Here is a 13014-nt window from a genome sequence, read left to right on the forward strand (position 1 = left end):
GTTTTGCAAACTTTTATATCAAAAATGTATAATTAAGAAGGATTAAACTCTCTCCGTAATAAGTGGAGAGAGTTTCCCTTGTTTTCATACGAAAGTAACAGCAATTACATAGAGGTGAAGGAAATGGAATTAGTAGAAATTAGACAGGAATTAGAGAAAATGGCTAAGCGATTAGCGGCTTTTAGGGGGTCTCTTTGACCTCCCTACTAAGGAGAAACAAATTGCAGAATTAGAAGAAAAAATGATGGGCGCAGGATTTTGGGATGACCAACAAGGCGCACAAGCTGTAATTAATGAAGCGAATGCGTTAAAAGATATGGTAGGAAAGTTCCGTCAGTTAGATGAGACGTTTGAAAATTTAGAAATCACGCATGAGCTTTTAAAAGAAGAGTATGATGAAGATTTACATGAGGAATTAGAATCAGAAGTAAAAGGCTTAATTCAAGAAATGAATGAGTATGAGCTTCAGTTACTATTAAGTGATCCTTATGATAAAAATAATGCGATTTTAGAATTACATCCAGGTGCAGGTGGAACTGAGTCACAAGACTGGGGTTCTATGTTATTACGTATGTACACACGCTGGGCTGAAAAACGCGGATTCAAAGTAGAAACGGTTGATTATTTACCAGGTGATGAAGCTGGTATTAAGAGTGTAACTTTATTAATTAAAGGTCATAACGCTTACGGTTACTTAAAAGCAGAGAAAGGTGTACATCGTCTTGTACGTATTTCACCATTCGATTCTTCAGGGCGCCGTCATACATCGTTCGTATCTTGTGAAGTTGTACCAGAGTTCAATGATGAAGTTGAAATCGAAGTACGTACAGAAGATTTAAAAATTGATACGTACCGAGCAAGTGGAGCTGGTGGGCAGCACGTAAATACGACAGATTCAGCAGTTCGTATTACACATACACCGACAAATACGGTTGTAACATGTCAGTCGGAGCGTTCTCAAATTAAAAACCGTGAGCATGCGATGAAAATGTTAAAAGCGAAATTATATCAAAAGAAACTAGAAGAGCAACAAGCAGAATTAGATGAAATTCGCGGAGAGCAAAAAGAAATCGGATGGGGTAGCCAAATCCGTTCTTATGTATTCCACCCGTATTCTCTTGTAAAAGACCATCGTACAAATACGGAGGTTGGTAACGTACAAGCTGTTATGGATGGAGAGATTGATCCATTTATTGATGCTTACTTACGTTCTCGCATCTAATAAGCGAAAAAAAGCCAACGAAATTGTTGGCGCATGCTGAGGACAATAGAGGATATAAAGAATTTGATTTTATTTTTATAGATGAAGTAAAGAGGAAGAGAAGTTGGAAACGACAACTTCTCTTTTTGATGGGATTATATGTAGATTACAATGCTGTATATTGTTTTGTAAAAAGTAGAGAATAGTAAAATAGAGTGGTAATAGGGTAAAGATTTATATAGAACTTTTCTAAATTTCCTTTTAAAAAGGATACTTTATAGAAGTTTTTTAAGTTGTTCACAGAATTGAAACAACTTATGAAAGCTTTATTTTATCAAGGTTCTCACTGTATTTTTGAGGAATATAAAATACACCTTAGTTTTTCTATATAAAGATAATGCTTATAATGAAAATGAGTGTGTTAGGAATAAAAAGAATATCAACAATAGGGAGCGATAGAAGTGAAAAAGAAATTGTTGGCTATTGCGCTAGGGACATCGGTTGTTTTTGCTTTAGGAGCATGCGGAAATAAAGAAGAGAGTAAGTCTTCGAAACAGTCTGCAAGCACAGACAGCGCAGAACAAATTTTCCAAAGAAGTTGTGCGGGATGTCACGCAACAGATTTATCAGGGGCAACTGGACCTGATTTAAGAAAAGTAGGCGGTAAGTACGACGCTGCAGATATCGAAGAGATTATTAAAAAAGGCCGTGGTTCAATGTCACCAGGACTTATTCAAGGTGAAGATGCAAAAAAAGTATCTGAATGGTTAGCTGAACATAAATAAAAAAGGTGAAATGGGCGAGTTGATAATATAGTCAGCTCGTTTTCCTTTTTTCTGGTATGTAACATAACTGTAACAAAAATGTATCCAAATTGGAAACCGTTTGATGTTACAATGGGGTTTGTAGAATTTTGCTGAAATATATTACATAGAGTGGTATTGCTTATGAGAAAGCATAAGTAAACTACCTTCAACAAGGATGACTAAATGAAAATGAAGGATGTCTTTTATTTTCAGATGTACAGAAAAGTATTTCGAAAAAAATCATTAAGTATTGGGTGATAAATAATGATAAAAATGACGAATGTTTATAAGGAGTACCCGAATGGTATGAAAGCCATTGCTGGTCTTACAGTTAACATTAAACAAGGTGAATTTGTATACGTAGTTGGACCGAGTGGAGCCGGGAAATCTACATTTATTAAAATGATGTATCGTGAAGAGAAACCATCTACAGGATCTATTAATGTAAATGGACTTACTATCGAAACATTGGCAGAAAGAGACGTTCCGTATTTTCGTCGTCAATTAGGCGTAATTTTCCAAGATTTTAAATTGCTACCTAAATTAACGGTATATGAGAATGTTTCGTTTGCTTTAGAAGTAATTGAAGAAGAACCGGATGCAATTCGTGAGCGTGTAACAGAAGTTCTAGGTCTTGTAGGCCTTGAAGATCGTGCAGACGCACTTCCAAGTGAGCTTTCAGGTGGGGAGCAACAACGTGTGGCTATTGCAAGAGCAATTGTAAATAGACCAAAGGTTGTAATTGCCGATGAGCCAACAGGTAACTTAGATATTGAAACAGCTCTTGATATTATGAATATTTTTACTCGCATTAATGAGCGCGGCACAACAATCGTTATGGCGACGCATAATGCAGATATCGTAAATACAATCCGTCATCGTGTAATCGCGATTGAAGGCGGAAAAATTGTTCGAGATGAGATTGAGGGAGGATACGGATATGAAGGCTAAGACCCTTAGTCGACATTTGCGAGAAGGTGTAAAGAATCTATCACGTAACGGATGGATGACATTTGCTTCTGTTAGTGCAGTAACAGTTACATTATTACTTGTAGGTGTCTTTTTAACAGCGATTATGAATATGAACCATTTTGCGACGAAAGTAGAGCAAGATGTAGAGATTCGTGTACACATTGATCCAGCTGCAAAAGAAGCGGATCAAAAGAAATTAGAAGAAGATATGAGTAAGATTGCAAAAGTAGATTCTATTAAATATTCTTCTAAAGAAGAAGAGTTAAAACGTTTAATTAAAAGCTTAGGTGATAGTGGAAAAACGTTTGAGTTATTTGAACAAGATAACCCACTTAAAAACGTATTCGTTGTAAAAGCAAAAGAACCAACCGATACAGCGACAATCGCGAAGAAGGTTGAAAAAATGCAGTTTGTTAGTAATGTTCAGTACGGAAAAGGACAAGTTGAACGATTATTTGATACTGTAAAAACTGGTCGTAACATTGGGATTGCGTTAATTGCTGGTCTTTTATTCACAGCGATGTTCTTAATCTCTAATACAATTAAAATTACAATTTATGCTCGTAGTACAGAAATTGAAATTATGAAACTTGTTGGTGCAACAAACTGGTTTATTCGTTGGCCATTCTTGCTAGAGGGATTATTCTTAGGAGTATTAGGATCAATTATTCCAATTGGCCTAATTCTAATTACGTATAATTCGTTGCAAGGTGTGTTTAATGAAAAACTTGGCGGAACAATTTTCGAGCTTCTACCATACAGTCCGTTCGTATTCCAATTAGCTGGTTTACTAGTGTTAATCGGTGCTTTAATCGGTATGTGGGGAAGTGTAATGTCAATTCGTCGCTTCTTAAAAGTATAAAAAGTTGCAAACATAATTCGTACAAGCTTATCATATAGTAGAAATAGGTAAAGGCATCACACACTGTGTGATGCCTTTTGCTACACCACCTGTGTGTTTTGGAAAGGGGAATTCCGCATTGAAACGTAGAGTTGCAATTATTGGAATGGTTGTTGCATTTTTAATTGGTGCTGGCGGAATGTTTGCAGGCATGTCTGTATTTGGGGTTAACCCATCAGAAGTAACGCAAACAATTTCGAGTGGGAATGCTAGCACTGCGCAAGGGAATTTGGCAAAAATTAATGAGGCGTATGCACTAATTGATTCACGTTATGTGGAAGACGTGAAAGATGAAAAGTTAGTTGAAGGTGCAATACAAGGTATGTTGTCTACGCTGAAGGACCCTTATTCCACGTATATGGATAAAGAAACAGCCAAACAGTTTAGTGAATCGCTTGATCCCGAATTAGAGGGGATTGGGGCTGAGGTGAACAAGACGGACGGTAAGCTTATTATCGTATCGCCAATTAAAGGTTCACCAGCAGAAAAGATAGGAATTAAACCGAATGACCAAATTTTATCTGTAGATGGAAACAGTGTGAAAGACTTATCACGTGAAGAAGCAGTATTAAAAATTCGTGGTAAAAAGGGAACGACTGTCGCAATTGAAATTAAACGTGCGGGAGTAACTGATCCGATCGTATTTAAAATTAAGCGTGAAAAGATTCCAATCTTTACAGTATTTAGTTCTGTGAAGCAAGAGAGTGGAAAAGATATCGGTTATATGCAAATCACTTCTTTTGCTGAAAATACAGCGAAAGAATTTAAGGATCAGTTAAAAGAGTTAGAGAAGAAAAATATAAAAGGCTTAGTTATTGACGTACGTGGTAATCCTGGTGGCTATTTAAATAGTGTAGAAGATATACTAGGGGAAATTATGACGAATAAAAAGCCGATGCTACAAGTAGAGCAGCGAAATGGTGAGAAGAAGAAATTCTCTACGGAACTGAAAGAGAGAAAACCATATCCAATTTCAGTATTAATTGATAATGGAAGTGCTTCTGCTTCAGAGATTTTAGCGGGTGCGCTAAAAGAAGGAGAAGGATACGATTTAATTGGTGAAAAGACATTTGGTAAAGGTACTGTCCAGCAAGCTGTTCCATTTAAAGACGGCAGCAACATTAAATTAACGATGTTTAAATGGTTAACACCGGATGGGAACTGGATTCATAAAAAAGGAATCGCGCCAACAGTAGAAGTGAAGCAACCAAATTATTATCATGCGACACCAATTCAAATTGAAAAAACACTTTCATACAATTCAAATGATGTACAAGTAAAACATGCTCAAGAAATGCTTAAGAGCTTAGGGTATGTACCAGGTCGTGAAGATGGATACTTTAGTAAAGAGACAGAATCGGCTCTGAAAGCATTCCAAAATGCAAATGAGATGGAAGCGACAGGACAGCTTGATAAAAAGACAGCTGAAGCGATTCAAACTAAAATTATCGAAAAAATTCGTTCTGGAGAAAATGATCTACAATTACAGTCAGCATTAAAATTAATGGCAAAATAAGAAGAAATACAGGCAGTTTGCTGCCTGTATTTTTTTGTGTTAAACAAACGTTTGTTTAGTTATGATAATATAAAAAGAAAGAATGATATAAATGGTGGTGAATGAGTTCATGGAGGCGTGGATTTTTGAAATAATGCGGGCAGTTGGACGTTTTTTCTTACACCCTGCTGTCTATATATTTGTAATAAGTAGTATCTTCGTTGGATACTTACGTATGTTAAGAGAACGAAAAGATTTTTCTTTTAAAGTTTATGATATTTGGTTTGAACTGCGAACCTCTCTATTTGCAGGGATTGGATACGGATTAGTAGTATCTATTGTTACGATTGGGCTTGGACTTGTTGTTTCTAAAGCAAGCTTATGGGCCATTTTAATTTGGACGTTACTATTTGGATTAACGGCTATGTATCGATATTTATCGGCAGCTTATACATTTAGCATTGCGATTGTATGTGTTCTATTATCTTCTAAGCTACCAGTTTCCTTTTTACAGCTTCGAGAAGGTGAAGAGAGTACCATTGTATCCCTTGTTATTTTACTAGGCGTTATGCTTATTGTAGAAGGCTTATTGATTTCTAAAAACGCAGTAGGATATTCGACGCCGAGGATTAGGAAGGGGAAGCGTGGATTAAAGATTGGTTTACACGAATCAAAGCGTTTATGGATCGTTCCTATTTTTATTCTTGTACCGGGTGATGCGGTAACGCAGTTTATTTCATGGTGGCCTGTCGTTTCAATCGGTTCAAATACATATTCTCTATTCCTCGTTCCATTTTTAATTGGATTTATGAGAAAGATTAAAAGTTATGAGCCGACGGAAGCCTTATTATTTACAGGAAGACGTGTTTATGGATTAGCAGGACTTGTGCTCGTTTTAGGAATCGCAAGTTATTGGTGGCACGTACTTGCAATTATCGCGATGGGAGTCGCAATGCTTGGGCGTTTCACAATCTCGATGCAAGAGAAAATTGCCGATGAAACAAGACCAGCATATTTTGCTGCACGCAATGATGGGCTCGTTGTACTAGATACAATTCCAAATACAATTGGAGCAGAGCTAAAGTTACTGCCTGGAGAAATTATTACGAAAGTAAATGGAGTTATTCCAAAAAGCGCTGAGGAATTTTATGATGCGCTTCAAACGAAGACGACAGGAGCATTTTGTAAATTAGAAGTATTAGATACAAATGGTGAGCTTCGTCTTGCACAAACTGCATTATATGCTGGTGGGCATCACGAATTAGGTATTGTATTCGTTGAGCAGGAGCACGAGTGGGATTCGGAAGCGATGTAATAGAAGGAAAGGTATCACCTTGTGGTGGTACCTTTTTTGTTTTTGGGGGAGGGGAGAGTAGTTAGTAAATGAAATTTATATCGGCGATTATCCGAATATATCAGCGTAACTTGAAATATATCGGCGATTTTGCAAATATATCAGCGCAACTCGAAATATATCGGCGATTATTCGAATATATCGACTTTCCAGCAAAAAACGACAACTATCGCAAAGCTTATTTTCAGTTTCATAGACGGATAACTTGAATAATTATTTGATAATGGTTATCATTTAGGGAGTCTTTTTAATTTTGGAAAATGGAGGTAAGATATGCTGCGTAAATTTTTCTCGTACTATAAACCGTATAAAGGTTTATTTATACTCGACTTTTCTTGTGCGGTTGTCGCAGGATTATTAGAACTCGGCTTCCCGCTTATCGTAAATCAATTTATTGATAAGTTATTGCCAGGGCAAAACTGGACGCTTATTTTATGGGCTTGTTTCGGTTTACTCGCAGTTTATATGTTAAATGCAGGCTTACAATATGTCGTTACATATTGGGGACATATGCTTGGTGTTAACATTGAAACAGATATGAGGCAGAAATTATTTGATCATATTCAAAAGCTATCATTCAGATTTTTTGATAATAATAAAACTGGTCATTTAATTTCACGCCTTACAAACGATTTAATGGAAATTGGGGAAATTGCGCACCATGGACCAGAAGATTTATTTATCGCCGTAATGACTTTAGTTGGGGCATTCTCATTTATGATGATGATCAACTGGAAGTTAGCGTTATTAACGTTCTTCGTCATTCCATTCCTATTATGGTTAGCGCTTTACTTCAATAAAAAAATGACAGGTACATTTAGGCGTTTATTCTCAGACGTTGCTGATTTTAATGCATGCATTGAGAACAATGTTGGGGGAATTCGTGTTGTACAAGCATTCGGAAATGAAAAGTTTGAGAAAGAGCAATTTGCTGTTAACAACGCTCGTTTCCGTACAACAAAATTAATGGCGTATAAAATTATGGCGTTAAATTCGTCGATTAGTTATATGCTCATGCGTCTCGTAACGCTCTTCGTCTTAATATGCGGTACATGGTTTGTTCTGCAAGGAGAATTAACGTACGGTGGATTTATCGGATTCGTTCTATTAACGAATATTTTCTTCCGCCCAATTGAAAAAATTAACGCGGTAATCGAAAGCTATCCGAAAGGAATCGCCGGTTTTAAAAGATATGTAGAGCTTCTTGAAACAGAGCCTGACATTGTAGACTCTAAAGATGCAATGGAAGTTAAACATGTACATGGTGATATTCAATATAACAACATTACGTTCGGATATGAAAATAAAGAACCGATTTTAAATGAAATTAGTTTGAAAATACATGCAGGTGAAACAGTTGCGTTCGTTGGACCATCAGGAGCTGGGAAAACGACTTTATGTAGCCTATTACCACGTTTTTATGAGCAATCATCTGGATCAATTCAAATTGATGGAATTGATACGAAAGATATGACATTATCTTCACTTCGTAAGCAAATCGGAATCGTGCAGCAAGATGTGTTCTTATTCTCAGGAACGATTCGTGAAAACATTGCTTACGGAAATTTAAAGGCATCAGAGGCTGAAATTTGGCAGGCAGTAAAACGTGCGCAGTTAGAAGATTTAATTTACTCACAGCCGGACGGTTTAGATACTGTTATCGGTGAGCGCGGCGTGAAACTTTCAGGTGGACAAAAGCAGCGTCTAGCTATTGCTCGTATGTTCTTAAAAAACCCACCAATTTTAATATTGGATGAAGCAACTTCTGCACTAGATACAGAGACGGAACTTGCGATTCAACAATCGCTTGCTGAACTATCTGTTGGTCGTACAACATTAGTTATCGCTCACAGACTTGCAACGATTAAAAATGCAGATCGCATCGTCGTTGTAAATAAAGATGGCATTGCAGAACAAGGTTCACATAATGAATTAATTGAGCAAGGCGGAGGATACAGTAGGTTATACGAAGCTCAGTTTAGTTCGTAAATATAATTTGTACTGAATTAGTGCACCATAAGTAGGTAAAAATCTCATATGGGAGGCTATAAAGTATGATTGTAACAACAACGTCTACAATTCAAGGAAAAGAAATTATTGAGTATATCGATATCGTCAATGGAGAAGCGATTATGGGTGCGAATATCGTTCGTGACCTTTTCGCTTCTGTTCGTGACGTTGTCGGTGGTCGTGCTGGCGCTTATGAAAGTAAATTAAAAGAAGCACGCGACATCGCAATGGAAGAGATGAAAACTTTCGCAAGACAAAAAAATGCAAATGCAATTGTTGGTATCGACGTGGATTACGAAGTAGTTCGCGAAGGTATGTTAATGGTTGCGGTGAGCGGGACTGCTGTCCGCATATAAAGTAAAAAGCCGTGCTGATGCACGGCTTTTTACTTTGTATGTCGAAGTTTCAATATTTCTTGGGAAATGTGGAAGGCCCCGTCGATATATAGGGAAGACATTAGAGCGCTTCTTTACATTTTTGAATTTGAGTTAATAATTTTGCGTATTCTTGTTCGAGAGATGTGATGTCATCGTGATGATTTGGAATGGAAATCCGGCCGATGACTTCTGTTAATTTTGTTTGTAATCGTAACAATTCTTGCTCAGTAGCGTTTACAGAAGCTCCGGTGGTTCTTTTTGTGTATTGCTCGTAATTACCGTGGAAGATTCTTGGTTCACTCTCATCTACTTGTAGAATATGGTCTGCAACAGAGCGAATAAAGGCACGGTCATGGCTAATGAAAAGTATTGTGCCAGGATATTCTTGTAACATGGTTTCTAATTCTTCTTGCGTTGCTAAGTCTAAATAGTTTGTCGGTTCATCTAGCAGAAGCATATTATAGTTTCCTAAAAATACTTTTGCGAGTGCAACCTTCATTCGTTCACCCCCGCTTAGAACATGCACAGGTTTATGAACATCCTCACGGCGGAATAGAAGTCGTGCAAGTATTGTGCGAACGAATGCTTCTGTATAGTTTGTTTCTTCTAGAACATTTTCTAAAATGGTTTTATCTGTTTTTAAAATAGATAATGTTTGTTCGAAGTATCCAATTTTACAACTTTTCGATAGCTGCATGCCACGCTCGTTTGTGAGAAGCATGTTGAACAAAGTGGTTTTGCCGCTTCCATTTGCCCCTAAAACGGCAAGCTTTGCACCAGGGGCAATAGTTCCATTCATATTTTTAAATAGTGTGCGGTCGCCTATTTTCTTTGTTGCTTTATTGAATTGTACTGCCACCTTACTATGAATGGGAGTATGGTATTGCACGTCAAATTGAGCTTGAGAAAGATCCTTTGGCTTTTCCTTCTTTTCTAGTTTTTCGAGACGTGTCTCTAATGCCTTCGCTGCTTTGCTAACCTGTTCTTGGCCATGAGCCCCACTTAACCTATAAAGTCTAGATTCAGATGAACTGAACCGCGTTGGGATTTTTGTCATGTTAGAAGCACGTTGCTTTCTTTGTAGAATGGACTGTTCTAAACGATTTTTTTCTTGTACATATTGCTCATATTCTGCTTGTTTTTGTATTCGTTCACGTTCTTTTTGTTTTCGATAGTTTGAATAATTCCCTTTGTACTCTTGAATAGTACCGTCTTCAATTTCAATAATTTTGGTACATATATTATCTAGAAATTCACGATCATGCGATATTAAAACAAGTGCTCCTTTATAAGACGAAAGTGCCTTTTCTAATTGCTCTGTACCGACCATATCTAAGTGGCTTGTTGGTTCATCAGCGAATAAAATGCCTGCATTTTGTTCGAGAGCATGGGCGATCTTTAGCCGCATTCGTTCACCGCCGCTCATTGCGTCGGTAACGTTTGAAATACTCCATTTTCCTTTTGCAAGAGAAGAAGCAGTTTCCGGTAGTTCTTCGCTAAGCTGAGGAATGATGCTGATAGAACTATGATGAGTTACTATGCCTCTGTCAGCTTCTATTTCTTTACTTAATATTTGTAATAACGTAGATTTACCAGCTCCGTTGACTCCGACAATTCCTATGCGATCCTGTGCTTGAATTTCCAGTGATGGTAATGTAAATAGTGTGCGATCACCAAAGCTCTTTTCAATATTACTTGCGAATAAAATAGTCATAAAAAACCCTCCCTAGTTTCACTAGAGAGGATAAACGTCGCCCTTGTATGTAAAAAATCGTACATAAATAAACGATTTTTTACATGATCGTTTCGAAAGAAAGTATCGACAAATGGACAGACTAATCCCCTGCTAGTTTTCATCATTTTTGTTCACTATTTGTGATGGATGAAATAAATAAGAGAATTAGAACTTCATTGGTCAAAGTACCTTCCTTTCATAATATTACTTTTATTGTATGCGCATACAAAAGGGTTTGTCAAACTTATTTCTGTTCGCTATTTTTGAATGTATCATTATACAATTGTGCTTTTGCCAGCGCCTCAGCATCGTTTTTAATTTCATCCAGTCCATTCGCATTCCCGATAACATAACCTTCAAATGAAGAGCCAACAAAATCAAAGATATATTGGAATTGAGCAATAAGCGGTAATGCTTTTACCTTTGGGTTGTCCCCGCCAACGATGACAACATACATTTTTTTGCCTTTCATTTTTTCTTTGAAATGAAGGGATGTATCGCGCAAGCTTTGTGACCAGCGATCAACAAAATTTTTCATATGTCCACTCATTCCGTACCAATATAATGGTGTAGCAAAGATAATCGTGTCGTGTTCTAGCATGCGTTTCGTTAACTGCTCATAGTCATCATTTACGGATTGGAATCCTTCTGCATCATGACGTTGGTCTGTAATAGGATAGACGGTATGATCACGCAAATAAATTTGTTCTGTTTCAATGTCCTCTATCATCATATGTGTTAAAGCTTCTGTATTTCCGTTTTGTCTTGAACTGCCATGTATAACAAACATGTAATCATCCCTTTTCTTTTGCATGTTTTAGGAGTGAAACGTGTTTTTGCAAATTCGTTTGGATGTTGGAAAGCAATGAGATTTGCTTTGTTACTTCATTGAGTTTATCTTCGTAAAGCGTAAGGATACTGCTGCACGGATTGTCGTACAGGTGCGGTTCAATTTCAAGGCAGCGCAGCATCCTTGCCGTCTCTTCTAAATTTAAGCCAATTTGTAAGTACATTTGAATAAGCTCCACTTTTTCGATGGCACTTTCATCAAAATCACGGTAACCATTCGCAAGGCGCTTAGAAGGGAGTAAGCCCTTTTCTTCGTAATGTCTTAGTGATCTTTCACTAACGCCAGTTTCTTTTGATAATTCTCCAATTCGCAATGTATTTCACTCCTTTTACATGTATTGTAAACCTTCACACTAATGTGAAGGTCAACTCTGTTTTTTCGCAAAAGAATCTACATGATTTAAGAACACTTGAATGGCTTTAGATGGAATGAAATATTTACCGCGCACGATGGAGAACGGACGGATTAGTTGTTCATTTGGAACTTCGACGTGGAATAGTTCTTTTGCTAATAGCTCTTTCCGTACAGTCCAATCAGAAAGGATAGCGATGCCAAGCCCGGCACTAACAGCTTCCTTTACGCTTTGGATACTACTGAATGTAAAGAATCGTTTCATTTTTAAATGGTGTTGATGAATAAAGCGGTCACTATAAGCGCGTGTACCAGAACCACTTTCTCTTAATACCCATACTTGATCTTGGAGTGTACTTTCATTTATTTCATTTGTGCGGAGTAATGGATGATTTGGCGGGACGACGAGCTTCATTTCATCTTGCATAAATGTTTCAACATCTACGTCGGCGTATACGACTTGTCCTTCCACTAGGCCGATATCAATTTGATTAGAGCGAAGGCTTTGCAAAACGTCTTCTGTATTTGAGATGAAAGTATGAACTTCGACGTGTGGATTTTCATTCGCATAGTTAGCCAGTATTTTTGGAAGTAAGTATTCGCCAATTGTAAAACTAGCACCAATGCGAAGTGTTCCTGTTACAACGTTATGTAGTTCATTAATTTCTTGTTTAGCATCTTCGTAAAGAGAGAGCATTTGCTTTGCATGTATATATAATATGTTTCCAGCTTCAGTAACTTGGACGTGCTTCGGGGAGCGTTGAATAAGTGTAGTGCCAAATTCGTTTTCTAAGTTGCGTATATGCATACTTACTCCAGGCTGTGAAAGGTTTAATAATTCTGCTGCACGGGAGAAGTGTTTCTGTTCAACGACAGTAACAAAAATTTTTAAAATGTCTACGTTCATATAATGGGCTCCTTTCTTTTTCTATTATCTTATCATAAGTATTTCTAATGATAGA

At 37.2% G+C, this 13014-nt stretch carries 12 protein-coding genes; 8 read left to right on the plus strand and 4 right to left on the minus strand.

Features of this window, described 5'->3' with window-relative positions:
* Positions 1-123 precede the first annotated feature (123 nt).
* The 8 genes from prfB to ACS2CR_RS06205 all read left to right on the plus strand — a co-directional run bounded on the left by prfB (position 124) and on the right by ACS2CR_RS06205 (position 9095).
* Positions 124-1222 (plus strand): peptide chain release factor 2 gene (gene prfB, locus ACS2CR_RS06170; RefSeq protein WP_096001716.1). Its coding sequence is split into 2 segments (ribosomal slippage): positions 124-195 and positions 197-1222, totalling 1098 coding nucleotides; the frame shifts between segments, so codons are not numbered across the junction.
* Between the two features lie 440 nt (positions 1223-1662).
* Entirely contained in the window at positions 1663-1986 is a 324-nt protein-coding gene (gene cccB, locus ACS2CR_RS06175) for a cytochrome c551 (protein ID WP_000727971.1), read from the plus strand.
* Between the two features lie 285 nt (positions 1987-2271).
* Entirely contained in the window at positions 2272-2958 is a 687-nt protein-coding gene (gene ftsE, locus ACS2CR_RS06180) for a cell division ATP-binding protein FtsE (protein ID WP_000594321.1), read from the plus strand.
* Positions 2948-3841, plus strand: a complete 894-nt coding sequence (gene ftsX, locus ACS2CR_RS06185; protein ID WP_000645027.1) for a permease-like cell division protein FtsX — start codon at positions 2948-2950, stop codon at positions 3839-3841. Before ftsE ends, ftsX begins: the two co-directional genes overlap by 11 nt.
* 118 nt (positions 3842-3959) lie before the next feature.
* Entirely contained in the window at positions 3960-5396 is a 1437-nt protein-coding gene (locus ACS2CR_RS06190) for a S41 family peptidase (protein WP_000830313.1), read from the plus strand.
* A 109-nt stretch (positions 5397-5505) separates the two neighbouring features.
* Positions 5506-6690, plus strand: coding sequence for a PDZ domain-containing protein (locus ACS2CR_RS06195; protein WP_000388615.1), 1185 nt, complete (start codon positions 5506-5508; stop codon positions 6688-6690).
* A gap of 312 nt (positions 6691-7002) precedes the next feature.
* Entirely contained in the window at positions 7003-8718 is a 1716-nt protein-coding gene (locus ACS2CR_RS06200; protein WP_053514258.1) for an ABC transporter ATP-binding protein, read from the plus strand.
* 65 nt (positions 8719-8783) lie between these two features.
* Positions 8784-9095, plus strand: coding sequence for a heavy metal-binding domain-containing protein (locus tag ACS2CR_RS06205; RefSeq protein WP_000637523.1), 312 nt, complete (start codon positions 8784-8786; stop codon positions 9093-9095).
* Between the two features lie 100 nt (positions 9096-9195).
* On the opposite strand, the gene abc-f is transcribed toward ACS2CR_RS06205, so the two are convergent.
* From abc-f to ACS2CR_RS06225, 4 genes are all read right to left on the minus strand, one after another.
* Positions 9196-10830, minus strand: a complete 1635-nt coding sequence (gene abc-f / locus ACS2CR_RS06210) for a ribosomal protection-like ABC-F family protein (protein ID WP_000153778.1) — start codon at positions 10828-10830, stop codon at positions 9196-9198.
* Positions 10831-11095: 265 nt separating this feature from the next.
* Complete coding sequence (locus tag ACS2CR_RS06215) at positions 11096-11641, minus strand: flavodoxin family protein (RefSeq protein ID WP_000497612.1); 546 nt, start codon at positions 11639-11641, stop codon at positions 11096-11098.
* A gap of 4 nt (positions 11642-11645) precedes the next feature.
* On the minus strand, positions 11646-12014 hold the full coding sequence (locus tag ACS2CR_RS06220) for a MerR family transcriptional regulator (RefSeq protein WP_001219199.1): 369 nt from the start codon (positions 12012-12014) through the stop codon (positions 11646-11648).
* Between the two features lie 51 nt (positions 12015-12065).
* Positions 12066-12959, minus strand: coding sequence for a LysR family transcriptional regulator (locus ACS2CR_RS06225; RefSeq protein WP_001099987.1), 894 nt, complete (start codon positions 12957-12959; stop codon positions 12066-12068).
* Between the last annotated feature and the right edge of the window lie 55 nt (positions 12960-13014).

This window comes from Bacillus cereus group sp. BceL291 (assembly GCF_051776705.1).
Classification (GTDB): Bacteria; Bacillota; Bacilli; order Bacillales; family Bacillaceae_G; genus Bacillus_A; species Bacillus_A cereus.

What these genes read in the sequence shown, in the direction of transcription:
- ftsE (WP_000594321.1), top strand. Translation starts at nt 2,272, where the DNA reads ATGATAAAAATGACGAATGTTTATAAGGAGTACCCGAATGGTATGAAA.
- ftsX (WP_000645027.1), top strand. Translation starts at nt 2,948, where the DNA reads ATGAAGGCTAAGACCCTTAGTCGACATTTGCGAGAAGGTGTAAAGAAT.
- ACS2CR_RS06195 (WP_000388615.1), top strand. Translation starts at nt 5,506, where the DNA reads ATGGAGGCGTGGATTTTTGAAATAATGCGGGCAGTTGGACGTTTTTTC.
- ACS2CR_RS06200 (WP_053514258.1), top strand. Translation starts at nt 7,003, where the DNA reads ATGCTGCGTAAATTTTTCTCGTACTATAAACCGTATAAAGGTTTATTT.
- ACS2CR_RS06205 (WP_000637523.1), top strand. Translation starts at nt 8,784, where the DNA reads ATGATTGTAACAACAACGTCTACAATTCAAGGAAAAGAAATTATTGAG.
- abc-f (WP_000153778.1), bottom strand. Translation starts at nt 10,830, where the DNA reads ATGACTATTTTATTCGCAAGTAATATTGAAAAGAGCTTTGGTGATCGC.
- ACS2CR_RS06215 (WP_000497612.1), bottom strand. Translation starts at nt 11,641, where the DNA reads ATGTTTGTTATACATGGCAGTTCAAGACAAAACGGAAATACAGAAGCT.
- ACS2CR_RS06225 (WP_001099987.1), bottom strand. Translation starts at nt 12,959, where the DNA reads ATGAACGTAGACATTTTAAAAATTTTTGTTACTGTCGTTGAACAGAAA.